General features: G+C 67.4%; 22 protein-coding genes. 11 read left to right on the forward strand and 11 right to left on the reverse strand.

Features of this window, described 5'->3' with window-relative positions:
• The first annotated feature begins 49 nt into the window (after window positions 1-49).
• The gene (locus U9J23_RS23550; protein WP_272266104.1) at window positions 50-1150 is read left to right on the forward strand and encodes a methyltransferase domain-containing protein; all 1101 of its coding nucleotides are present in this window, start codon (window positions 50-52) and stop codon (window positions 1148-1150) included.
• A gap of 76 nt (window positions 1151-1226) precedes the next feature.
• Here U9J23_RS23550 and U9J23_RS23555 read toward each other — a convergent pair whose 3' ends face one another.
• The 3 genes from U9J23_RS23555 to fabG form a co-directional block, all read right to left on the reverse strand.
• The gene (locus U9J23_RS23555) at window positions 1227-2087 is read right to left on the reverse strand and encodes an endonuclease domain-containing protein (protein ID WP_272266106.1); all 861 of its coding nucleotides are present in this window, start codon (window positions 2085-2087) and stop codon (window positions 1227-1229) included.
• Between the two features lie 172 nt (window positions 2088-2259).
• Window positions 2260-3471 (reverse strand): acetyl-CoA C-acetyltransferase, encoded by a 1212-nt coding sequence (locus tag U9J23_RS23560; protein WP_016695802.1) that lies wholly within the window; start codon window positions 3469-3471, stop codon window positions 2260-2262.
• A gap of 40 nt (window positions 3472-3511) precedes the next feature.
• Window positions 3512-4252 (reverse strand): 3-oxoacyl-ACP reductase FabG, encoded by a 741-nt coding sequence (gene fabG, locus U9J23_RS23565; protein ID WP_059384417.1) that lies wholly within the window; start codon window positions 4250-4252, stop codon window positions 3512-3514.
• Between the two features lie 166 nt (window positions 4253-4418).
• Here fabG and U9J23_RS23570 point away from each other — a divergent pair, with 166 nt between their 5' ends.
• Window positions 4419-5603 carry an acyl-CoA dehydrogenase family protein gene (locus U9J23_RS23570; protein ID WP_258260076.1) on the forward strand — a complete coding sequence of 395 codons (1185 nt, stop codon included), beginning with the start codon at window positions 4419-4421 and terminating at the stop codon, window positions 5601-5603.
• 124 nt (window positions 5604-5727) lie between these two features.
• Here the strand turns inward: U9J23_RS23570 and U9J23_RS23575 are convergent, their stop codons facing one another.
• The 4 genes from U9J23_RS23575 to U9J23_RS23590 form a co-directional block, all read right to left on the reverse strand.
• The gene (locus U9J23_RS23575) at window positions 5728-7383 is read right to left on the reverse strand and encodes a class I adenylate-forming enzyme family protein (protein ID WP_059384415.1); all 1656 of its coding nucleotides are present in this window, start codon (window positions 7381-7383) and stop codon (window positions 5728-5730) included.
• A gap of 14 nt (window positions 7384-7397) precedes the next feature.
• Complete coding sequence (locus U9J23_RS23580) at window positions 7398-8162, reverse strand: SDR family NAD(P)-dependent oxidoreductase (protein ID WP_272266112.1); 765 nt, start codon at window positions 8160-8162, stop codon at window positions 7398-7400.
• 70 nt (window positions 8163-8232) lie between these two features.
• The gene (locus tag U9J23_RS23585; RefSeq protein WP_059384413.1) at window positions 8233-9363 is read right to left on the reverse strand and encodes a thiolase family protein; all 1131 of its coding nucleotides are present in this window, start codon (window positions 9361-9363) and stop codon (window positions 8233-8235) included.
• Between the two features lie 166 nt (window positions 9364-9529).
• On the reverse strand, window positions 9530-10876 hold the full coding sequence (locus U9J23_RS23590) for an MFS transporter (protein WP_272266114.1): 1347 nt from the start codon (window positions 10874-10876) through the stop codon (window positions 9530-9532).
• A gap of 303 nt (window positions 10877-11179) precedes the next feature.
• Between U9J23_RS23590 and U9J23_RS23595 the strand changes: the two genes are divergently transcribed.
• From U9J23_RS23595 to U9J23_RS23635, 9 genes are all read left to right on the forward strand, one after another.
• Window positions 11180-12424 carry a CoA transferase gene (locus tag U9J23_RS23595; protein ID WP_059384411.1) on the forward strand — a complete coding sequence of 415 codons (1245 nt, stop codon included), beginning with the start codon at window positions 11180-11182 and terminating at the stop codon, window positions 12422-12424.
• Entirely contained in the window at window positions 12421-13614 is a 1194-nt protein-coding gene (locus tag U9J23_RS23600) for an acyl-CoA dehydrogenase family protein (RefSeq protein WP_016693093.1), read from the forward strand. Before U9J23_RS23595 ends, U9J23_RS23600 begins: the two co-directional genes overlap by 4 nt.
• 42 nt (window positions 13615-13656) lie before the next feature.
• Window positions 13657-14814 carry an acyl-CoA dehydrogenase family protein gene (locus tag U9J23_RS23605; protein WP_016693092.1) on the forward strand — a complete coding sequence of 386 codons (1158 nt, stop codon included), beginning with the start codon at window positions 13657-13659 and terminating at the stop codon, window positions 14812-14814.
• A gap of 83 nt (window positions 14815-14897) precedes the next feature.
• Window positions 14898-15518 carry an AIM24 family protein gene (locus U9J23_RS23610; protein ID WP_026061324.1) on the forward strand — a complete coding sequence of 207 codons (621 nt, stop codon included), beginning with the start codon at window positions 14898-14900 and terminating at the stop codon, window positions 15516-15518.
• 6 nt (window positions 15519-15524) lie between these two features.
• Window positions 15525-16229 carry an AIM24 family protein gene (locus tag U9J23_RS23615; RefSeq protein ID WP_145708957.1) on the forward strand — a complete coding sequence of 235 codons (705 nt, stop codon included), beginning with the start codon at window positions 15525-15527 and terminating at the stop codon, window positions 16227-16229.
• Window positions 16226-16975, forward strand: a complete 750-nt coding sequence (locus tag U9J23_RS23620; protein ID WP_016693090.1) for an AIM24 family protein — start codon at window positions 16226-16228, stop codon at window positions 16973-16975. The genes U9J23_RS23615 and U9J23_RS23620 overlap by 4 nt, the downstream gene beginning before the upstream one ends.
• A gap of 151 nt (window positions 16976-17126) precedes the next feature.
• Window positions 17127-17324, forward strand: a complete 198-nt coding sequence (locus tag U9J23_RS23625; protein WP_019290600.1) for a (2Fe-2S)-binding protein — start codon at window positions 17127-17129, stop codon at window positions 17322-17324.
• 48 nt (window positions 17325-17372) lie between these two features.
• Complete coding sequence (bfr, locus tag U9J23_RS23630) at window positions 17373-17849, forward strand: bacterioferritin (protein ID WP_016693088.1); 477 nt, start codon at window positions 17373-17375, stop codon at window positions 17847-17849.
• A 91-nt stretch (window positions 17850-17940) separates the two neighbouring features.
• Window positions 17941-18231, forward strand: coding sequence for a GNAT family N-acetyltransferase (locus tag U9J23_RS23635; RefSeq protein ID WP_016693087.1), 291 nt, complete (start codon window positions 17941-17943; stop codon window positions 18229-18231).
• Between the two features lie 79 nt (window positions 18232-18310).
• Here the strand turns inward: U9J23_RS23635 and dmpG are convergent, their stop codons facing one another.
• From dmpG to U9J23_RS23655, 4 genes are all read right to left on the reverse strand, one after another.
• The gene (gene dmpG / locus U9J23_RS23640; RefSeq protein WP_145708958.1) at window positions 18311-19366 is read right to left on the reverse strand and encodes a 4-hydroxy-2-oxovalerate aldolase; all 1056 of its coding nucleotides are present in this window, start codon (window positions 19364-19366) and stop codon (window positions 18311-18313) included.
• A complete protein-coding gene (locus U9J23_RS23645; protein WP_059384407.1) occupies window positions 19363-20295 on the reverse strand; it encodes an acetaldehyde dehydrogenase (acetylating) in 933 nt (310 codons plus the stop codon). The genes dmpG and U9J23_RS23645 overlap by 4 nt, the downstream gene beginning before the upstream one ends.
• A complete protein-coding gene (locus U9J23_RS23650) occupies window positions 20292-21137 on the reverse strand; it encodes a 2-keto-4-pentenoate hydratase (RefSeq protein WP_059384406.1) in 846 nt (281 codons plus the stop codon). The genes U9J23_RS23645 and U9J23_RS23650 overlap by 4 nt, the downstream gene beginning before the upstream one ends.
• A gap of 91 nt (window positions 21138-21228) precedes the next feature.
• Window positions 21229-21984, reverse strand: coding sequence for an IclR family transcriptional regulator (locus tag U9J23_RS23655; RefSeq protein WP_272266350.1), 756 nt, complete (start codon window positions 21982-21984; stop codon window positions 21229-21231).
• Between the last annotated feature and the right edge of the window lie 50 nt (window positions 21985-22034).

Below are 22034 nucleotides of genomic sequence, written 5' to 3' on the forward strand. Positions count from 1 at the left end.
GGATCCGGGGGCGACGATGGTGGGGACGACATCCACTTCTCCTCGGGAGATGATCCGTATGTCCACCTCGACGACTTCCTCCGTCCACCTCGATTCCGTCGACGCGTACGCGCAGCGCGTCCTCGATTCCGTCCTCGGCACCATGGACACCCTCGCGATCCTGATCGGCGACCGTCTCGGCTGGTACCGAAGCCTCGCCGACGACGGACCTGCGACGGCCGACGAACTGGCCGAACGCACCGGAACCCACCCGCGGTACACCCGCGAGTGGCTCGAGCAGCAGGCCGTGAGCGGTCTGCTCGACGTCGACGACGGCGATCCCCCACGCTTCACGCTGTCTGCGGCCGGTCGCGAGGTACTCACCGATCCGCACAGCCTGGCGTACATGGCGCCGCTCGCCCGGATGATCGTCGGCGCGACGATGCAGCTTCCCGGTCTGCTCGAGGCGTACCGCAACGGTGGCGGCGTGAGTTGGAGCCGGTTCGGCCGCGACGTGTGCGAGTCGCAGGCCGACGCGAACAGGCCGCTGTTCGAGAAGGCGCTGCCCGATGCTCTGCGGTCGGTACCGGAGGTCGACCGGGTGCTCGGGAAGCCGGGCGCGCAGATCGCCGATATCGGCTGCGGCGGGGGATGGTCGACGATCACGATCGCGCGCACCTATCCGGATGCGAAGGTGCACGGCTTCGACATCGACGCCCCGTCGGTGGAGATGGCCCGGTCGAACCTCGCGGAGAATGCCGATGTGGCGCAACGCGTCACGTTCACGCAGTGCGACGCGTCCGAACTGCCCGGTGGAAACTTCCAGGCGGCCTTCGCGTTCGAGTGCGTCCACGACATGCCCCGACCGGTCGAAGTGCTGGCCGCCGTACGCCGTTCGCTCGCACCCGGCGGGTTCATGATCGTCATGGACGAAGCGGTCGCCGACACCTTCACCGCGCCCGGCGACGACGTCGAACGGCTCATGTACGGCTACAGCCTCACCATCTGCCTCCCCGACGGTATGAGCCACTCACCGAGCGCCGGGACGGGCACCGTCATGCGTCCCGCGACCCTGCGTCGCTACGCCCTCGACGCCGGTTTCACCGGGGTCGACGTGCTCCCCATCGAGGACTTCGGCTTCTTCCGCTTCTATCTCCTCCGCACCGAATAGCGTTGCCTTCGGAACTTCGGGGAGGTTGTGGTCGCGTTTCTCGAAAAACACGCACGCAACCTCCCCGAAGTCCTGCTCAGACGGGCGCACCGGCCGCTCCCAGAGCACGACGCACCCGTTCGACGAAGACGTCGGGCCGCCGGTAGAGGAGGTCGGCACCGACCCGGATGACCGTCCACCCCAGTTCGGGCAGCACCGCGTACCGGTCGATGTCGCGGGTGCGCTGGGTGGGGTCGGTCCAGTGCTGCACGCCGTCGTACTCCACGAGGACCCGCCACTGCTTCCATCCCATGTCGGCTCGCGCCACGAACGCGTCGCCGACGAAGATCTCGATCTGGGTCTCCGGCGGCGGGAGACCGGCACGGACGAGGAGCAGACGCGTGTGGGTCTCGGGCGGTGACGCAGCTCCACCGTCGACGAGGGCGAGCACCCGCGGCACGGCACCGATGCCGTGTGCGCCCTTGCTCCTCGTCGTCAGTTCCTCGATCTCACGCACCTTCAGGCCGGTCGCGTTGCAGAGTGCGTCGATCGTTTCGACGGCGCGGTCGAGCGGCATTCGTCGGGCGAGATCGAAGGCCGTCTGCGCCGGTGTGGTCGCGACCATCCCGTCGACCACGCAGGTGTCGAGCTTCGGGGCGCGGCGGACCGAGATGCCCGGCACCGATCGGACATGATCGGAGCGGACGAGTTCGGCCGCCGCATCCGGGTCGAGCCACCGGGTGCCGTGCACGGCAGCGGCGGAGACTCCCGCGAGGACGCCGCGGCCCTGCGACCACAACCATGCCGCCTTCGCACGCAGCAGCGGCGTCGCCGGGATTCCCCGTCGGATGTAGACGTCGCGGTGGAGATGGACGAAGTCGTGTGCGAGTCGATGCCGCGTGACGACGCCGGCAGCGAGTGCCGCACGTCCCGAGAACGGTTCGTCGAAGTCGATCACGCGCCGAGCATGCCCGGCGCGACTCCCGTCCGGACGCCGCATGGAGGCCGGTTGTGAACAAGCTCGGACGTTATCCCCAGGCCGTCACCTGCGACGAAAGAAGTTCGGGGAGGCTGTGTCCGGGTTTTTCGAGAAAACCGGACACAACCTCCCCGAACCGGGAGCTGTCTGCTTACGCGACGCGCTCGAAGATCGCTGCCAGACCCTGACCGCCGCCGATGCACATGGTCTCGAGGCCGTAGCGGGCCTCGCGACGGTGCAGCTCGCGGGCGAGGGTGGCGAGCATGCGTCCGCCGGTCGCGCCGACCGGGTGGCCGAGCGAGATGCCGGAGCCGTGGACGTTGGTGCGCTCGAAGTCGGCCTTGCCGAACTTCCACTCGCGGGTCACGGCGAGGGCCTGCGCGGCGAACGCCTCGTTGAGCTCGATGAGGTCGACGTCGGCGAGGGTGATGCCCGCCTTGGCGAGGGCGACCTCGGTGGCCGGCACGGGGCCGATGCCCATGATCTTGGGCTGGACACCCGCGACGCCCCACGAGACGAACCGCACCAGCGGGGTCAGGCCCAGCTCGGCGGCCTTCTCCGGGGTGGTGACGATGGCCATGGACGCGGCGTCGTTCTGGCCGCTGGCGTTGCCGGCGGTGACGGTGGCCTCGGGGTCCTGCTTGCCCATGATCGGCTTCAGCTTGGCGAGGGTCTCCAGGCTGATGTCGGGACGCGGGTGCTCGTCGGTGTCGATGACCTCGTCGCCCTTACGGCTGCTCACTGTGACGGGGATGATCTCCTCGGCGAGGATCCCGTTCTTCTGGGCGTGGACGGCACGCAGGTGCGAGTTCAGGGCGAGCTCGTCCTGCTCGTCACGGGAGATCGAGTACTCACGACGCAGGTTCTCGGCGGTCTCGATCATGCCGCCGGGCACCGGGTAGAAGCGGCCCCCGGCGGTCGAGCGGGCGCGGACCAGACCGTCGTGCATCTGCACGCCGGTGCGGGCACCGCCCCAGCGGATGTCGGTGGAGTAGAACGCCGCGTTGCTCATCGACTCGGTACCACCGGCGACGACGAGATCGTGATCACCGTTACCGACCTGGAAGGCGGCCTGGATGACGGCCTGCAGGCCCGAACCGCAGCGGCGGTCGATGTGCATGCCGGGCACCGTGATCGGCAGACCGGCGTCGAGCGCGACGACGCGACCGATGGCCGGCGCCTCGCTGTTGCCGTTGCAGTGGCCGAGGATGACGTCCTGAACCTGTTCGGGCGCAACACCGGTGCGCTCGAGCAGACCCTTCAGTGCCGCGACACCGAGATCGACTGCGGTGAGGGACTTGAACATTCCGCCGTAGCGACCGATCGGAGTACGGACCGGCTCGCAGATGACAACTTCGCGCATGATGACCTTTCGGGAAGAGAGTGAGGTGACGGGTGGACCGTCACATGAAGCGGCCGCCGGTGACCTCGAGGACGGTGCCGGTCATGTAGGAGGACATGTCGGACGCGAGGAACAGTGCGACGGAGGCGATCTCGTCGACCTCGCCGGGGCGGCCCATGGGGATCTCGCTCATCTTCTGGTCCCATGCCTTCTGCGGCATGGCCTCGGTCATCGCCGAACGGATCAGGCCGGGCTGGATCGCGTTGACGCGGACGCCGTGGTGCGCCATCTCCTTGGCGGCGGCCTTGGTCAGACCGACGATGCCTGCCTTGGCGGCGGAGTAGTTGGTCTGGCCGACCATGCCGACCTTGCCGGACAGCGAGGAGATGTTGACGATCGCGCCGCGCTTGGCCTCACGCATGATCGCGGCGGCCTTGCGGGTGCCGTGCCAGGTGCCCTTGAGGTGCACCGAGATGACCAGGTCGAAGTCCTCTTCGGTCATCGTGCGCATCGTCGCGTCGCGGGTGATACCGGCGTTGTTGACCACCACGTCGAGCGAACCGAAACCGTCGACGGCCTCGGCGAGGAGGGTGTCCCAGTCGGCGGACTCGACGACGTTGGCGCGCACGGCCCGGGCCACGTCGCGGCCACCGAGCTTCTCGGCGGCGGCGGTGGCGGCATCGAGGTCGAGGTCGCCGATCACGACGCGGGCGCCGGCATCGACGAACTCCTGTGCGATGGCGAAGCCGATTCCCTGAGCGCCACCGGTGATCACGGCAGTGCGGTTCTCCAACAGAGACATCTACGATTCCTTTCGGCGGGGCTCGGGACGGCCCCCAGACAAGTCGATGCTCCGAATATAACGGCGATCCGGCCCGTGGAACGGCCTCGATCCATCGACAATGCCTATACGGGAATGGCGCCATTCGTATTGGACACCTCCGGGCGGCCGCACGAAGGTTGTAGACATGACACTCTCCATCCCGGCCCCCGAGGTCGACGAAGACGACTTCCGCGAGATCCTCGCGCAGACCCGCGCGTTCGTGCGCAACGTGGTCGTGCCGCGCGAGCAGGAGATCGCCGAGACGAACGCGATTCCCGAGGACATCCGCCAGGCCGCGAAGGACATGGGTCTGTTCGGTTACGCCATCCCGCAGGAGTGGGGTGGTCTCGGCCTGAACCTGCAGCAGGACGCGGAACTGGCGATGGAGCTGGGTTACACGACCTTGTCGCTGCGCTCGATGTTCGGTACCAACAACGGCATCGCCGGCCAGGTGCTGGTGAACTTCGGCACCGACGAGCAGAAGAAGCAGTGGCTCGAGGGCATCGCCTCCGGCGAGGTCGTCGCCTCGTTCGCGCTCACCGAACCCGGTGCGGGCTCGAATCCGTCGGGTCTGCGCACCAAGGCCGTGCGCGATGGTGACGACTGGGTCATCACCGGTGAGAAGCGTTTCATCACCAATGCGCCGTTGGCGAACCTGTTCGTCGTCTTCGCCCGCACCCGTCCCGCGGACGAGAACGGTACCGGCATCGCGGTCTTCCTCGTTCCCGCCGACACCCCGGGTCTGACGGTGGGCAACAAGGACGCGAAGATGGGCCAGGAGGGTGCCTGGACGGCGGATGTGCACTTCGACGGGGTGCGGGTGCCGAACTCTGCGCTCGTCGGTGGCAGCGAGGACGTCGGCTACAAGGCCGCGATGGTCTCGCTCGCCCGCGGTCGCGTGCACATCGCCGCGCTGTCGGTCGGTCAGGCCCAGCGTGCGCTCGACGAATCGGTGGCCTATGCGGCCGCGGTGACCCAGGGCGGCACCCCGATCGGCAACTTCCAGTTGGTACAGGCGATGATCGCCGACCAGCAGACCGGTGTGATGGCCGGCCGCGCTCTGGTGCGCGACGCCGCCAAAGCGTGGGTGGAGGAGACCGACCGCCGCATCGCGCCGTCTGTGGCAAAGCTGTACTGCACCGAGATGGTCGGCAAGGTCGCCGATCTCGCCGTTCAGATCCACGGCGGCAGCGGGTACATGCGTGAGGTCACCGTCGAGCGGATCTACCGCGACGTGCGTCTGCTGCGTCTGTACGAGGGCACCAGCGAGATCCAGCGTCTGATCATCGGCGGCGGACTCGTCAAGCAGGAACAGAAGAAGAACTCCTGATCTTCGCGGCGCGGTTCCGGAACGGCTGCATCCGGAACCGCGCCCGAACCGATTCTTTCGAATCGCCTTCCACCGCATACGAAGAAACCCCGGCATCCGATGCCGGGGGTTTCTCGTGTGCGGGTCAGGAGATTGTCAGACGCGATCGCAGATCGGTCTTGAGGATCTTGCCCGCGGCGGAGGTCGGCAGTGCATCGACCACCACCACGTCGCGGATCTTCTTGTACGGCAGGACCCGTTCGGCGACGTACGCCTTCAGCTCCTCCGCGTCGGGCTCCTCGCCGGCGACGGGGACGACGAAGGCGACCGGCTCCTGACCGATCGCGCCCGCCTCCCGGCCGACGACCGCCGCGGTGGACACCTTCGGGTGGGTCACCAGGATCTCCTCGAGCTCACGCGGATACACGTTGTAGCCCTTGTAGATCAACATGTCCTTCGCCCGGTCGGCGATGTACACGAATCCGTCGGCATCGCGGTAGGCGATGTCGCCGGTGGCGAGCCAGCCGTCGACGTACTGCTCGGCAGTGATCTCGGGGTGTCCGAGATATCCGTCGGTGACCTGCGGTCCGCGGATCCACAGTTCGCCGCGCTCCCCGTCGGGGAGGACGACGCCCGGATCGAGCTGCGACCGGATCTCGAGTTCGGTGTCGAAGACCGGAAGGCCGACGCTGCCGAGGCGGTACTCCGAGTCGACGACGAGCGGCATGGCCGTGACGACACAGGTGCCCTCGGTGAGCCCGTAGCCCTCCGCGATGCGCGCGTTGGGGAAGGCGCGCTCGAGGTTCTCGAGGGTCACATGGTCGATCGGTGCGGCACCGGACGAGACGACCCGCACGGTGGACAGGTCGCGGGTCTCGACGTCGGGATGCGTGGCGAGAGCATGCCACATCGCCGGGCTGCCGGTGATGTAGCTGGCCTCGTACCGCTCGATCAGTTCGAGCATGCGAGCCGGATCGAAGCGACCCGCGAGGACCTGGGTCAGGCCGCACGCGAGCAGGAACGACGTGTTGATCAGCGCGTGCGCGTGGAACAGCGGCGACACCACGATCGTCGAACCCTGGCCCGGGACCGCACCGGCGATCTTCAGGTCGTCGATCGGCTCGAGCGAGATCCGCCCGTCGACGTCGGCGACCAGCTGGTGCCCCGCGCGCCACGCGCACATCTGCGTGACGTTGCCGACGACGTTGCGGTGCAGTACCCGGACGCCCTTCGAAATGCCGGTCGTGCCACCGGTGTACGCGATGTGCGCGACGTCGTCCGGGCCGGTGACGACCGGTTCGAAGGTCTGCGGACGCCCTTCGAGCGCATCACCGAAGTGCACGGCGCCCGGTGCGGTGACCGCCTCGTCGGAGACGACCGCGATCAACCGGACGCTCGTTCCGTCCGCGGCCCGGAACAGCGTCTCGGACTGCGCGGAACCGGTGACCGCCGCGGCCGCGGAGGTCTCCTCGATCTGCCGGCGCAGACCCGGTTCGGGCTGCAGCGGATTCACGAGCGTGACCGCCGCTCCGACGCGGAGCGCACCGTAGTAGGCGATGTGGAACTCGACGCAGTTACCGAGGTGCAGGAGCACTACGTCGCGGGCCCGCACCCCGGCCTCGTGCAGCACGCCGGCGAACTGCGCCGAACGTGCGTCGAGGTCGTTGTAGGTGAGCACCCGGTCGTCGTCGATCACCGCCGGCCGGTCGCCGTAGACGGCGGCGAGGCTCGGTGCCCACACCGCCATCGTCGTCGCAGGGTACGACAGCCTGCGCTGTGCGAGGTCGGAAGCCGAGGTCATGGTCGACGCCCGGCTCAACGCGGTGCCATACGGATGGCACCGTCGAGACGGATCGTCTCACCGTTGATGTAGCCGTTCTCGAGGATGTTCGTGGCCAGCTGACCGAACTCGTCGGGGCGGCCGAGGCGCGACGGGTTGGGCACGGTCGCCTCGAGCGACTTGCGGACGTCCTCGCGCAGGCGGGCGAGCAGCGGGGTGTCCATGATGCCGGGGGCAATGGTGTTGACGCGGATGCCCTTGCTGGCGAGGTCGCGTGCGGCGACGATCGTCATTCCGACGATGCCGGCCTTGGACGCCGAGTAGTTGATCTGGCCGATCTGGCCCTCGAAGGCCGCGACGGAGGCCGTCATGACCACGGCGCCACGCTCGTCCTCGATGAGATCGAGTTCGGCCATGCGCTCGGCACCGAGGCGCAGCGCGTTGAACGAGCCGATGAGGTTGAGACGGATCACGAACTCGAAGTCCTCGAGCGAACCGGCCTTGCCCTCCTTGTCGAGGACACGCATCTTGCGTCCGGCGCCGGCGCAGTGCACGACACCGCGCAGGCCGCCGCGCTCGTGCGCGACGTCGAGAGCCGCCGCGAACTGCTCCGCATCGGTCACGTCGCCGGGAGCGAAGACGACGCCGTCGCCGAGATCCTTCGCGATCTCCTCACCGTTCGAGTTGGGCAGGTCGATGAGGGTGACGTTGCCGCCGGCCGCCAGGACGCGACGTGCCGTGGCGAGACCGAGACCGGACGCGCCACCGGTGACGGCGACGGACAGACCCTTGAGTTCCATAGTGTTTCCTTCGAATTCGTAGCAGTTCGAGTAATGAAGTGGGATCAGTGGATCTTGGAGAGCCTTCGGCTCAGAGAAGTTCGAGGATGGTGGCGTTGGCCATGCCGCCGGCCTCGCACATCGACTGCAGACCGTAGCGGATGCCGTTGTCGCGCATGTGGTGCACGAGGCGGGTCATGAGAATCGCGCCGGAGCCGCCGAGGGGGTGGCCGACACCGATCGCGCCGCCGAGCGGGTTGAGACGGTCGGGCTTCGCGCCGGTCTCGACCTGCCATGCGAGCGGCACCGGCGCGAAGGCCTCGTTGATCTCGAAGGCGCCGATGTCGTCGATGGACAGACCGGAACGCTTCAGGGCCTTCTCGGTGGCGGGGATCGGGCCGGTGAGCATGATGACCGGGTCGGCGGCGGCGACGACTGCGGTGTGGATGCGCGCGAGCGGGGTCCAGCCCTGTGCCGCAGCGTATTCGCTGGTGGTGATGAGCAGGGCGCCGGCACCGTCGGAGATCTGCGAGGAGTTGCCGGCGTGGATCACGCCGTCCTCCTTGAAGACGGTCTTGAGCTTGGCGAGCGATTCGACGGTGCCGCCGCGGCGGATGCCCTCGTCGGTGGCGAAGTCGCCGACCGGGGCGATCTGACCGGTGAACGCGCCCGCGTCGGTGGCGGCCGCGGACAGTTCGTGCGAGCGCAACGAGAATTCGTCGAGCTGCGTGCGGGAGAAGCCCCACTTCTCGGCGATCATCTCGGCGCCGATGCCCTGGCTGAAGCCTCCGACCTCGAAGCGGTCGAGCACGTTCTGTGGGAAGTGCTGACCGTCCTTGCTGGAGCTGCCCATCGGCACGCGGCTCATGGACTCGACACCACCGGCGATCACGACGTCGTTCTGACCGGAGATGACGGTCGCGGCAGCGAAGGACACGGCCTGCTGGCTCGATCCGCACGCCCGGTTGATGGTGGTGGCGGGCACGGTGACCGGCCATCCGGCCGCGAACACGGCGCTGCGCGAGACGATTCCGGCCTGGTCGCCGACCTGGCTCACGCAACCCCACTGGACGTCGTCGATCGTGGCGGGATCGAGGCCGGTCCGCTCGGCCAGTACGGTCAGCACGTGTGCGGACAGGTTGACGGGATGGATCTCGGACAGTGCACCACCGCGACGTCCGATGGGGGAACGGACGGCGTCGACGATCACGGCATCGCGCATGCGAATCGGTCCTTTGCTGTTGCGGGACACGGTTGCCGGGCAACCGTGGTGGGAAACGACGACCGGCCGGGTGGTGGTCCTCACATTCGAGGAGACCATGCACCCGGCCGGTAGGGGAAAGTCTTTCGGCGGAAGCGTCCGTTAGGCGGAAGCTATGCCGAACTGGTCAGGCCGCAGCCCGGATGATCTTGCGGTCACGCTCCGGGTTCGCCAGGAACAGGACCAGGATCGCGGCGAGCGCACCGAGTGCGCCGATGACCTGGAAGGCCGTTGCGTAGCCCTCCGCCGCAGTGGCGGCGTTGTCGACGAGGACACCCGTGCCGTAGGGGGCGACGAGGCCGCCGACGGCCATCAGGGCGAGGAAGACACCCATCGTGCCGGCGGTCTGCTGCGGCGGGCACAGCTCGGAGATCGCGGCGTTGATCAGCGGGAACGCGATGGCACCGAAGCCGTAGCCGATGGAGACGACCGCGACGGCGAGGGCCGGCGTACCGATGGACGGGAGGAAGACCAGGATGGCACCGCAGATGAGCACGCCGACGGCGGGCACGATGATGCGGACGACCCGCGAGCGGTAACCCTTGGCGCTGAGACGGTCGGTGACCGTGCCCGAGCTGATCATGAGGAACAGACCGATGATGGACGGCAGGGCGAACATCGAGCCGGCCTGCAGAGCGCTGTAGCCGAGGCCGACCTCGAAGTAGGACGGCAGCCAGGTCAGGACGACGGTGGTGAGCGCGTAGACGACCATGATCAGGATCGCGCAGCTGATGAACGTGCGGGTGAGGAAGATCTTGTGCCACGGCACGGACGGCTCGGTCTGGGCAGCCGACGCGGAGGTCTCGGCGCCCTTGACGGCCTTGGTCGTGTAGGGGCCTTCCTTCCAGCCGAGGAGCCAGGAGCCCATCCAGACCGCACCGAGGACCGACAGCGAGATCAGCGCGGCACGCCATCCCCACTCGACGGTGATGAAGGTCAGGACCGGGGCGAGGGCGATCTTGGCGACCGAGGCGGAACCGGCCAGGAAGGCGCCGGGCAGGCCACGCTTGGCCGGCGGGTGCCACGAGTACGCGGCGGTGTGCATGAGAGCCGAACTCGGTCCTTCGGCGAGACCGAGCAGCATGCGGGTGACGACCAGCATCGCGAAGCTCGCGCTGACGACGAGCGGCAGCATGACCACCGACCACACCAGGCCGAGGGCCAGCAGGGCCCAGCGGAGGGTCATGTACTTGTTCAGCGGCCCGGCGAAGAATCCGCCGACGGTGAATGTGACGAAGAACAGCGATCCGACCAGGCCGATCTGGGAGGAGCTCATGCCGAGCTCGCGCGCCAGGGGCTGGGCGATGATGCCGAGGACGGCCTTGTCGGCGTAGTTGACGACGTAGAGGAAGATGACCAGACCGGTCATGCTCCACGCGCGGCCGGGGGTCACGAGAGGGGTCGAGCCGGTCGCCGGCCCACCGGGGCCGTCGGCGGCCGCCGACTTGTCGTGCGCGATTTCGCCTGTGGTCACTGGGAGTCCCTTCAGAACTCGAGCGGGGGTGTCCGACGAACGAACAATCTGTATGTCGCTGTCGGTGAGAACGTCACGCCTGGCGTCTGCATGCATTGAACGTGAGCCATGTCACCTGACGCAAAGAGCGGAAGGCGAACGAATCGATCACTGAAACCTATGACCCATCACAAGGCAGATTGAGGCCTCATCGAGTATTGGTCTGCGCTAACCGAGCGATAGCCGATCGGTGCTGTTCCCGGCGGCAAAACCTGGGCATGCTGACTGTGCCCGAAACAATCTGCGACGACGAGCGAGCCCAGCATGAACTCCACCGCTTCCACCGACGAGCTGCCCTCGTCCACTGCGCCCCTCGCGGGAGTGCGCGTGGTCGAGGTGTCCAGCTTCGTGGCCGCACCCCTGTGCGGCATGACCCTGGCCGCGCTCGGCGCCGACGTGATCCGGGTCGACCCGATCGGCGGCGCTGCCGATTACCGCCGCTGGCCGGTCACCGACGACAACGAGTCGATCTACTGGGCCGGCCTGAACAAGGGCAAGCGGTCGTTCGCGGCGGACTTCCGTAACCCGGACGCGCAGAACCTGATCCGTGACCTGATCATCGACGCAGGAGTGCTGGTCACCAACGCCGCCGGTCGTTCGTGGCTCGACTACGACGAGCTCGCCGCGATCCGCCCCGACCTGATCCACGTGCAGGTCCTCGGCCGCGCCGACGGCACCGGTGCTGTCGACTACACCGTCAACGCCGCCGCCGGCTTCCCGCAGGTCACCGGCGCCGAGAACGTCTCGACCCCGGTCAACCACGTGCTGCCCGCCTGGGACGTCTCGTGCGGTCTGTACGCAGCCCTGTCGGTCGCCTCGGCCGTCTACCGCCGCGAGATCACCGGCGCCGGAACGAAGGTCGTTCTTCCCCTCGAGGACGTCGCGTTCGCGACCGTCGGCAATCTCGGCTACATCGCCGAGGCCCAGCTCGGCCGTCCCGTCCGGGAGAAGGTCGGCAACTCCGTCTACGGCACCTACGGCGCCGACTTCGCCACCAGCGACGGCGCACGCTTCATGATCGTCGCGCTCACGCCCCGGCACTTCCGCGACCTCACCGGACTCACGGGCACCGCCGACGCCGTGGCTGCCCTCGAATCCGCACTGGGCGTGGACTTCCGCGACGAAGGCACCCGATTCGAACACCGCCACGTGCTCAACAGCCTGTTCGGCGCCTGGTTCTCCCGCCACACCGCCGACGAGGTCGAGAAGGCCTTGGCCGGCACCTCGATCCTGCACGAGCGCTATCGCACCTTCGCCGAGCTCGCCACCGACCCGCGCGTGACCGACAACCCGATGTTCCACAAGCTCGATCAGCCGCGCATCGGCAGCTACCACGCCCCGAGCACCCCGATGTCCTTCGACGGCCGGTACCCCGAGGTCCGCCCCGCGCCGGCCAACGGCGACGACACCGCCGAGGTGCTCACCGAACATCTCGGGCTGACCGACGACGAGATCGACGCCCTCGCAGCTTCCGGCACCATCCGCATCTCCCAGAAAGAGCACGCATGACCCGCCTCGCCCAGACCCTCGGTCTGACGGAATTCCAGTCCGAGATCCTCGACACGGTCCGCACCTTCGTCGACCGCGAGATCATCCCGAACGCTCAGGAACTCGAGCACTCGGACACCTACCCGCAGGCCATCGTCGACCAGATGCGCGAGATGGGCCTGTTCGGGCTGATGATCCCCGAGGAGTACGGCGGACTCGGCGAGTCGCTGCTGACCTACGCGCTGTGCGTCGAGGAACTCGCCCGCGGCTGGATGAGCGTCTCCGGCGTCATCAACACCCACTTCATCGTCGCGTACATGATCCGCCAGCACGGCACCGAAGAGCAGAAGCAGTACTACCTGCCGCGCATGGCCACCGGTGAGGTTCGCGGCGCGTTCTCGATGTCCGAGCCCGAACTCGGCTCCGACGTCGCCGCCATCCGCACCAAGGCCAAGCGCGACGCCGACGGCAACTACGTCATCAACGGCCAGAAGATGTGGCTGACCAACGGCGGCAGCTCCACCCTCGTCGCCGCCCTGGTCAAGACCGAGGAAGGCTCCGACAAGCCCCACAAGAACCTGACCACCTTCCTGGTCGAGAAGCCCGCCGGCTTCGGTGAGGTCGTCCCGGGTGTCACCATCCCCGGAAAGATCGACAAGATGGGGTACAAGGGCATCGACACCACCGAACTCGTCTTCGACAACTACAAGGCCTCGGCCGATTCGATCCTCGGCGGCGAGCCCGGCAAGGGTTTCTTCCAGATGATGGACGGTGTCGAGGTCGGCCGCGTCAACGTCTCGGCCCGCGCATGCGGTGTCGCGATCCGCGCGTTCGAGCTCGCCGCCCGCTACGCCCAGCAGCGCACCACCTTCGGCAAGCCCATCGCCCAGCACCAGGCGATCTCGTTCTCCCTCGCGGAGATGGCCACCAAGGTCGAGGCCGCCCACCTGATGATGGTCAACGCCGCGCGTCTGAAGGACTCGGGTGAGCGCAACGACGTCGCCGCCGGTATGGCCAAGTACCTCACCAGCGAGTACTGCTCCGAGGTCACCCAGGCCAGCTTCCGCATCCACGGCGGCTACGGCTACTCGAAGGAGTACGAGATCGAGCGCCTCATGCGCGAGGCTCCCTTCCTGCTCATCGGTGAGGGCACCAGCGAGATCCAGAAGACGATCATCAGCAAGGGTGTGCTGCGCAGCTACGCGCTGTAAGGTCCACCCCCACAATCACATCCATCCCTGGAAGGACAACGCGTGAAGCGCACGCTGTACAACGAGGATCACGAGGCGTTCCGTCAGACCGTCCGCGACTTCATCGCGAAGGAGGTCGTGCCCGTCTACCCCGAGTGGGAAGAGGCCGGCCATCCTCCGCGCGAGTTCTACAACCGCATGGGCGAACTCGGGCTCCTCGGCATCCAGGTTCCCGAGGAGTACGGCGGAGGCGGCGAGACGTCGCTGAAGTTCAACGTGATCCTCGCCGAGGAGGCGTCGGCGGCCGGTGTGTCGTTCGGTTCGTCGTCGGTGCACTCGAACCTGATCCTGCCGTACATCATGCAGAACGCCACCGAGGAGCAGAAGCAGCGCTGGCTCCCCGGGTTCGCCTCGGGTGAGCTGATGTTCGCGATCGCGATGACCGAGCCGGGCACCGGTTCCGACCTCGCCAACATCGCGACCACCGCGAAGCTCTCGGAGGACGGCAGCCACTACGTCCTCAACGGCGCGAAGACGTTCATCACCGGCGGCGCTCTCGCCGACCGCATCCTCGTCGTGGCCCGCACCTCGCCGTACAACCCCGAGGACCGCCGCGGTGGCCTGTCGATCCTGGTGGTGGACACCAAGAGCGAGGGCTTCGCCGTCGGGCGCAAGCTCCACAAGATCGGCCTCAAGACCTCGGACACCGCCGAGCTGTCGTTCGACGACGTGAAGGTGCCGGTCGCCGATCTGCTCGGCAAGGAGGGCGAGGCGTTCTCGTACCTGACGCAGAACCTCGCGCAGGAGCGTCTCACCATCGCGTTCGGCGCTGCCGCCACCGCGGCCGCGGCGATCCAGCACGCCATCGCATACACCAAGGACCGCAAGGTCTTCGGCAAGCCGGTCGCGTCCTTCCAGAACACCAAGTTCGTGCTCGCCGAGTGCTCGACCGAACTGCAGGCCATGCAGATCATGGTCGACAACGCGATCGAGCTCAACGACCGTGACGAACTGACGGTGCCCGACGCCGCCCGCGCGAAGCTGTTCGCGACGGAGGCCGCCGGCCGCATCATCGACAAGTGCCTGCAGCTGCACGGCGGCTACGGCTACATCACCGAGTACCCCATCGCCCGCCTCTACGCCGACACCCGCGTGACCCGCATCTACGGCGGCACCAACGAGGTCATGAAGACGATCATCGCCAAGGATCTGGGGCTGTAGGTCTTCTGTAGTTCTTCGGTGGAGTAGGCCCCGCTATCCGGGGTCTGCTCCACCGAAGTCGTTTCCGACTATCGTTTCCCGCCATGCGGCTAGTCGTGAAGACCAAGAGGGTGATCGAAGCCCACCTGAGCAATTCGTCCGTCCGCGCCCTGTCGGGGTCGATGGTGGCGTACGAGGGGCAGGTCGGTTTCAAGTCCGCCGGTTTCGGTGGCGGTGAGGGTGTTCTCGCCGGGCTGCGGCAACGCGCGACGGGCGAGGGGCTCTCGCTCATGGAGTGCAGCGGCACGGGTGTCGTCTACTTCGCGCACCAGGCGCAGGACGTCACGGTGCTGGAGCTGAACAACGAGACCCTGCAGGTCGAGTCCGAGCAGCTGCTGGCGCTGAGCGGGAACCTGAACACGAACGTGACGTTCGCGGGCCTGCGCGGCGGCATGAGCGGCCAGGGCCTGTTCACCACGACGGTGACGGGGACCGGGCAGGTCGCGCTGCTCTCGGCCGGAGGTCCGCTCATCCATCTCGAGGTGTCGCCGCAGTATCCCCTCGTCGTCGATCCCGACGCCTTCGTGTGCGCGAAGGGTCAGCTCACGCAGTCGTTCGTCACCGACGTGTCGTGGCGCTCGGCCATCGGCCAGGGCAGCGGCGAGGCGTTCTCCCTGAAGTGGGACGGCGTGGGCGTGGTCTCCATCCAGCCGGCGGAACGGTAGGAACAGATGAGCTTCACGAAGATCAACGGCAAGGTCGTGCGCGTCGACCTGCGGCAGTCCGGTCCCGTCGTGGCCCGCCGCGGCGCGATGCTGTTCTACACCGGCAACGTCCGGTTCTCCCCCCACGGTGTTCCCGGTGGCGTCGGGGGCGCTCCCGGTCTCGGTGGTCTCGCCGGCATGGCGGGACGCATGCTGCAGGGTGAGCACGAGGCCACGATGCTGGCGCAGGGCGACGGCGTCGTGCACTACGGCTTCCGCGGTCTCGAGACGCACATCGTCGACATGTCCGCGGGCGGCGAGCTGCGGGTGGAGGCGTCGCGTCTGCTCGCCCACACCACCGGTCTGCAGTCCACGGTCGTCTCGGTGGCCGCGGCCTCCGGTGGTGGCGGGGGCGGCGGTGGTCTGCTCGGGGCACTGCGCGGCGCCGCCACCGGCGCGATGACCGGCACCGGCATGTTCACCACCCAGCTGACCGGGCAGGGTGCGGCGGTGCTGCTCGCCCACGGTGGCGTGTTCGAACTCCAGGTGGGCGGCCCGACGCCGGTGGTCGTCGACCCACAGGCGTTCGTGGCGTCCTACGGCCCGGTCCGCACCGAACTGAAGTCGTCGATGAGCTGGCGGAACGTCGGTCGCACCGGCGGGGAGGCCATGCAACTCGAATGCAGCGGACAGGGCATCGTCTACGTGCAGGCATCGGAGGAGAAGCTGTGAGTACCGTTCTGAACCCGTCGAGCTTCGGCGGCAGCGACAACGTGCCGGGCAACCCCTATGCCTATTGCATCGACCTGCAGACGCCCTGGTTCCTGTCGAAGGGCGCGATGATCGCGTACTACGGCCAGGTGCAGTTCTCGGCGCTCACCCACGGGTTGCAGGGACATCTGCTGCACATGGTGGCCCAGCAGTTCTCCGCTCCGCTCTATCTCGGCGACTACGTCGTGGCGGAAGGCTTCGGGAAACTGATCATCGGTGACCGCGGATACGACATCAATTCGTACGACCTCGACGACGGCAACCTCACGATCCGGCAGGCCAATCTGCTGGCCTTCGAACCGGGCCTGTCCCTCAACCAGTCGATCGTCCCGGGCTTCCTCACCCTCATCGGTACCGGCCGCTTCCTCGCGTCGTCGAACGGGCCGGTGATGTTCGCCGAGCCGCCGCTGCGGGTCGATCCCGAGGCGCTCGTCGGCTGGGCCGACTGCCCGTCCCCCAGTCATCACTACGACGAATCGTGGATCACCGGCTTCGTCTCGGCGGGGGCACGTCGTTTCGGTGTGCAGTCGGGCGAGGAACGGCAGTTCGATTTCACGGGTGCCGGCACCGTCCTGATCCAGTCGAGCGAGAAGGTTCTCGACGATTCGTCGCTGGTGCGCACGATCGAGAACCAGATCCCCGGCCTCACCTCGCCCGGTTTGCACCGGATCAACCAGGTGGTATCGCAACACCTGCAACAGCAGTAGCTGCAGTAGCACACCCTGGGACAGACCTGGGCATAACACGGATCCGGGCCCCCTTTTCTGTGACTACGATCACAAGCTAGGCTAGCCTAAGCCGATGTAAGGTTTGGACAACCTAAGTGAGTGTTTCCTCAGTCGCAGAAAGGTGGCTCTGATGATCGTCTGCAGTTGCCACGCTCTTACCCACCACCACATCGAGGCAGAGGTGGCTGCGGGAGCACGCTGTACCCGCGAGGTGAGCGCCAAGTGCCGCGCCGGCACCGATTGTGGCAGCTGCGTCCGGAACATCTCGGCGATCATCCGGCAGGCCCGCGAGCGGAATGAGACGATCGAACTCGAGACCGCCGTGTAGCCAGCCCCTACCCGGCGGTAAACCTGATGGTTCACCCCGGGAGGTGCCATGAAGGGCGACAAGAAGGTCATCGAGTTGCTCAACGAACAACTCACCGCCGAGCTCACCGCGATCAATCAGTACTTCCTGCATTCGAAGATGCAGGACAACCGCGGATGGGCGAAACTCGCGAAGCACACTCGCGACGAGTCGTTCGACGAGATGCGTCACGCCGAGAGACTCACCGATCGGATCCTCTATCTCGACGGACTCCCCAACTACCAGCGCCTCGGGGCGTTGCGTCTGGGGCAGACCGTCAAGGAGATGCTCGAAGCCGACCTGCAGGTGGAGATCGAGGCCCGCGACCGGCTCCGGAAGGGAGCCGAGTACATGCGCTCGGTCAGCGACATCACCTCGGCCAACATCTTCGAGGAGATCCTTGCCGACGAGGAAGAACACATCGACTATCTCGAAACCCAGCTCGATCTGATCGAGCAGCTCGGCGAGCCGCTGTACCTCGCCCAGCACATCTCGCCGCCGGAATAACCCGGCACAGCAGAACGGGCCGCGGCATTGTGCCGCGGCCCGTTCTCTATGCTGTGGGACACACCAGCTTGTCGACGGTGAGAGGAAGACCATGAGCGATTCGTCCGTGACCGTGGTGCACAACGCCGAGAAGCAGAGGTACGAAGTCCGGGACGACGACGCCGTCGTCGGATACACGCAGTACCACCCCGACGACGACGGCCGCCTCGTCTTCGACCACACCGAGATCGACAAGGGCTACTCCGGTCAGGGACTCGGAGGCAAGCTCGTCGGTTTCGCCCTCGACGACGTCCGCGACCGCGGCAAGCGCATCGTCGCGATCTGCTCGTACGTCGACAAGTTCATCGAGAAGCACCCGGACTACCGGGATCTGACCGACTAGACATGCACGCGGGCGCGGCACGACCTGGTGGGTCGTGCCGCGCCCCGACGCGATTGTTCCGGCTTTGTGCGGCCGGTGGTCAGTTCCCCGCGCGGTTGCGCAGGTCGAGTGCGACGTCGGTGATCATGTCCTCCTGGCCACCGACGAGGCCGCGACGGCCGATCTCGACGAGGATGTCGCGGGTGTCGAGACCGTAGATGCTCGCGGCGGTCTCGGCGTGCCGCAGGAAGCTCGAGTACACGCCGGCGTAGCCGAGGGTGAGGGTCTCGCGGTCGACTTGGACCGGACGGTCCTGCAGCGGGCGAACGAGATCGTCGGCGGCGTCCTGCAGCCCGAACAGATCGCACGAGTGCTTCCAGCCGAGCAGGTCGGCGACGGCGACGAAGGGCTCGATCGGGCAGTTGCCGGCACCGGCACCGTGTCCGGCCAGCGATGCGTCGACGCGGATGACACCTTCCTCGACGGCGCACACGGAGTTGGCGACCGACAGCGACAGGTTCTGGTGCGCGTGGATGCCGATCTGCGTGGTGTCGTTCAGGACCTCACGGTAGGCACGCACACGCTCGCGGACGCCGTCCATCGTGAGGCGTCCGCCGGAGTCGGTGACGTAGACGCAATCGGCGCCGTAGGACTCCATGAGCTTCGCCTGGCGGGCGAGCTCCTCGGACGGGGCCATGTGCGACATCATGAGGAAGCCGGACACGTCCATGCCCAGTTCCTTCGCCGCGGCGATGTGCTGCGCGGAGACGTCGGCCTCGGTGCAGTGCGTCGCGATGCGCACCGACCGCACGCCGATCTCGTAGGCACGCTTCAGCTCGTGGACGGTTCCGATACCGGGCAGGAGCAGCGTCGTGAGGGTGGCCGAATTGATCGCTTCCGCAGCGGCTTCGAGCCACTCCCAGTCGGTGTTGCTGCCGGGACCGTAGGTCAGCGAGTGACCGGCGAGGCCGTCGCCGTGGGAGACCTCGATGGCATCCACACCGGCACGGTCGAGCGCACCGGCGATCTTCGCGACGTCCTGCGGCGTGATGCGGTGACGGATGGCGTGCATGCCGTCGCGCAGGGTCACGTCCTGGATGTACAGAGCCGTTCCGTCGCTTGCGAATTCGCGAGTCGTCGTCGTTGCCGCGGTCATGCCGTCACCTGATCCTTCTTGCGTGCCGCCACGGCGCGTGCGACCTGCAGCGCCGCGGAGGTCATGATGTCGAGATTGCCCGCGTACTCGGGCAGGTAGTGCGCTGCGCCCTTGACCTCGAGGAAGACCGCGACCTTCCACAGGGGGCCGGTGTGGTCGGTGAGCGTCTCCATGGGCTCGGTGACCTCGGTGAACTGCACCTCCTGCTTGAGGGTGTAGCCGGGCACGTATTCCTGGACCTTCGCGACCATCGCCTCGACGGACGCGACGATCTCGTCCTTGCGGTCCTCACCGACGAGCGCGAGCACGGTGTCGCGCATGATCATCGGCGGCTCGGCCGGGTTGAGGATGATGATCGCCTTGCCGCGCGTGGCGCCACCGATCTTCTCGATGGCCTGCGAGGTGGTCTCGGTGAACTCGTCGATGTTGGCGCGGGTGCCGGGGCCGGCCGACTTCGAGGAGATCGAGGCGACGATCTCGGCCCAGTGCACCTTGGTTACCTGCGAGATGGCCGCGACGATCGGGATGGTGGCCTGGCCACCGCAGGTGACCATGTTGACGTTCGGGGCGTCGAGGTGTTCGGTGAGGTTCACCGGCGGCACCGTGTACGGGCCGATCGCGGCCGGCGTCAGGTCGATGAGCATCTTCCCGTGCGGGCGCAGGACCTTCTCGTTGTACTCGTGGGCCTTCGCCGAGGTTGCGTCGAAGACGATCTCGATCTCGTCGAAGCGCGGGTGCTCGACGAGTCCTTCTACACCGGTCGAGATGGCGTCGATGCCGAGGCGCTTCGCCCGTGCGAGGCCGTCGGATTCGGGATCGATGCCGACGAGGGCGACGGTCTCGAGTTCGGCGTCGGCCAGTCGCTTGATCTTGATGAGCAGGTCGGTGCCGATGTTGCCCGACCCGATGATGGCAACCTTGGTGGTCATGAGTTCTCCTGTGCGGTGGAGCTTTCGGAAGAGAAACGCGCGGTGACGGTGCCGAGCGAGGAGATCTCGGCGCGGACCGTGACGCCGGGCGGCGCCGGAACCATCGGGCCGAGGGCCCCCGACAGCACGACCTGCCCTGCGCGCAGGGGCTGCCCGAACTCGCGTGCCGTGCGTGCGAGCCACAGCAGGGCGTTCAGCGGATCGCCGAGGCAGGCTGCGCCGTTGCCCTCGGAGACGAGTTCGTCGTCGACGTACATCCGCATGGTGGCGTCGATCGGCTCGAACTCGTCGAGGGTGAGCGTCTGCGAGCCGAGCACGTACAGGCCGCTGGATGCGTTGTCCGCGACCGTATCCGTGATCTTGATGTCCCAGCCGGCGACGCGGCTGTCGACGATCTCGAGAGCGGCGACCGCGTGTCCGACGGCGGCGCGGACGGTCGCGAGATCGAGATCGTCCGAGTCGAGGTCGGCGGAGAGGACGAAGGCGATCTCGGCCTCGGCCTTCGGCTGCAGCAGGCGCTCGCTGGGCACCTCGTCGAGAGCGGTCACGTCCATGTCCTCGAAGAGGACACCGAAGTCGGGGCGATCGACACCGAGCTGCTGCTGCACCGCCGGGGAGGTCAGGCCGATCTTGCGTCCGACGATGCGGGCACCTTCGGCGAGCCGGCGGTCGGTGAGCTGCTGCTGCACCGCGTACGCCAGGTCGATGTCGGTCTCCCCGAGCAGGTCGCGGACCGGACCGCACGGTGCAGAGCTGCGTGTGGCCTCGATGAGACGGTCGGCCGCCGCACCGGCGATGCGGGTGCGATCCGCCGCTGATGTGGTGTTGGAGCTGGTAGTCATCACGTCCTCGTCGTTCGATGGATTACGACCATCGTGGCGGCGGGGTCCGCCCCCGTACAGGGGGTCGTTCCGGTGAGTGGAACGTGTGCGCTCAGAGGTTGCGGATGGCCTCGCGCCGGGCGTGGGTGGCGGCGATCCCCGCGGCGGCGGCCTTCACCGCGCCCTCGTGCTTCTCCGGACGGAACCGGGTGACGGGACCGGTGACGCTCACCGCCGCGATGGGACGCTCGTCCGCGTCGAAGATCGGGGCGGCGACACAGGCCAGGCCGACCGCGGACTCCTCGAATTCGAACGCCACCCCGCGCTCGAGCACGGTCGCGAGATTCGCCCCGAGCCGCCCGGGGGTCGTGATGGTGCGGGGAGTCTTGCGCGCCAACCCGGCCTCGACCACCTCGGCCAGCAGCTCCGGTGGGGAGAACGCGAGAAGCGCCTTCCCGATCCCGGTGCAGTACATGGGCATTCGCCCACCGATCCGGGACGGCGTGGAGGCAGGCCGGTGCCCACCGATCTTCGAGACGTAGACGACCTCGACGCCTTCGGGGACACCGAGGTGCACGGTCTCGTGGGTGCGTTCGTAGAGGTCCTCCATGAACGGGATCGCAACCTCGACCAGGCCCCGCTCGACGGAGGCGCGCAGACCCAGTTCGAAGAGCTGACCGCTCAGGCGGTAACCCGCCGGATCCTTGTCGAGCAACCGGACGGCGACGAGATCGGTGACGATGCGGTGCAGCGTCCCCTTCGGCAGACCGGTGCGTCGGCCCAGTTCGGCGAGGGTGAGAACGTGGTCGTCGGCGGTGAACGCCCACAGCACGGTGACGACCTTGCCGAGCACCGTGTTGGTGTCCACCCCGTCGCCCGGCGGGCGGGCATGCACCGGCGACTCGCGCTGTCCTTCCA

The organism is Rhodococcus sp. PD04 (assembly GCF_035918275.1).
Classification (GTDB): Bacteria; Actinomycetota; Actinomycetes; order Mycobacteriales; family Mycobacteriaceae; genus Rhodococcus; species Rhodococcus rhodochrous.

Bases quoted from the DNA above. Each gene is read 5' to 3' on its own strand.
- U9J23_RS23550 (WP_272266104.1), top strand. From the start codon at position 50: ATGATCCGTATGTCCACCTCGACGACTTCCTCCGTCCACCTCGATTCC.
- U9J23_RS23560 (WP_016695802.1), bottom strand. From the start codon at position 3,471: ATGCGCGAAGTTGTCATCTGCGAGCCGGTCCGTACTCCGATCGGTCGC.
- fabG (WP_059384417.1), bottom strand. From the start codon at position 4,252: ATGTCTCTGTTGGAGAACCGCACTGCCGTGATCACCGGTGGCGCTCAG.
- U9J23_RS23570 (WP_258260076.1), top strand. From the start codon at position 4,419: ATGACACTCTCCATCCCGGCCCCCGAGGTCGACGAAGACGACTTCCGC.
- U9J23_RS23575 (WP_059384415.1), bottom strand. From the start codon at position 7,383: ATGACCTCGGCTTCCGACCTCGCACAGCGCAGGCTGTCGTACCCTGCG.
- U9J23_RS23580 (WP_272266112.1), bottom strand. From the start codon at position 8,162: ATGGAACTCAAGGGTCTGTCCGTCGCCGTCACCGGTGGCGCGTCCGGT.
- U9J23_RS23585 (WP_059384413.1), bottom strand. From the start codon at position 9,363: ATGCGCGATGCCGTGATCGTCGACGCCGTCCGTTCCCCCATCGGACGT.
- U9J23_RS23595 (WP_059384411.1), top strand. From the start codon at position 11,180: ATGAACTCCACCGCTTCCACCGACGAGCTGCCCTCGTCCACTGCGCCC.
- U9J23_RS23600 (WP_016693093.1), top strand. From the start codon at position 12,421: ATGACCCGCCTCGCCCAGACCCTCGGTCTGACGGAATTCCAGTCCGAG.
- U9J23_RS23610 (WP_026061324.1), top strand. From the start codon at position 14,898: ATGCGGCTAGTCGTGAAGACCAAGAGGGTGATCGAAGCCCACCTGAGC.
- U9J23_RS23615 (WP_145708957.1), top strand. From the start codon at position 15,525: ATGAGCTTCACGAAGATCAACGGCAAGGTCGTGCGCGTCGACCTGCGG.
- U9J23_RS23625 (WP_019290600.1), top strand. From the start codon at position 17,127: ATGATCGTCTGCAGTTGCCACGCTCTTACCCACCACCACATCGAGGCA.
- bfr (WP_016693088.1), top strand. From the start codon at position 17,373: ATGAAGGGCGACAAGAAGGTCATCGAGTTGCTCAACGAACAACTCACC.
- U9J23_RS23635 (WP_016693087.1), top strand. From the start codon at position 17,941: ATGAGCGATTCGTCCGTGACCGTGGTGCACAACGCCGAGAAGCAGAGG.
- dmpG (WP_145708958.1), bottom strand. From the start codon at position 19,366: ATGACCGCGGCAACGACGACGACTCGCGAATTCGCAAGCGACGGAACG.
- U9J23_RS23645 (WP_059384407.1), bottom strand. From the start codon at position 20,295: ATGACCACCAAGGTTGCCATCATCGGGTCGGGCAACATCGGCACCGAC.
- U9J23_RS23650 (WP_059384406.1), bottom strand. From the start codon at position 21,137: ATGACTACCAGCTCCAACACCACATCAGCGGCGGATCGCACCCGCATC.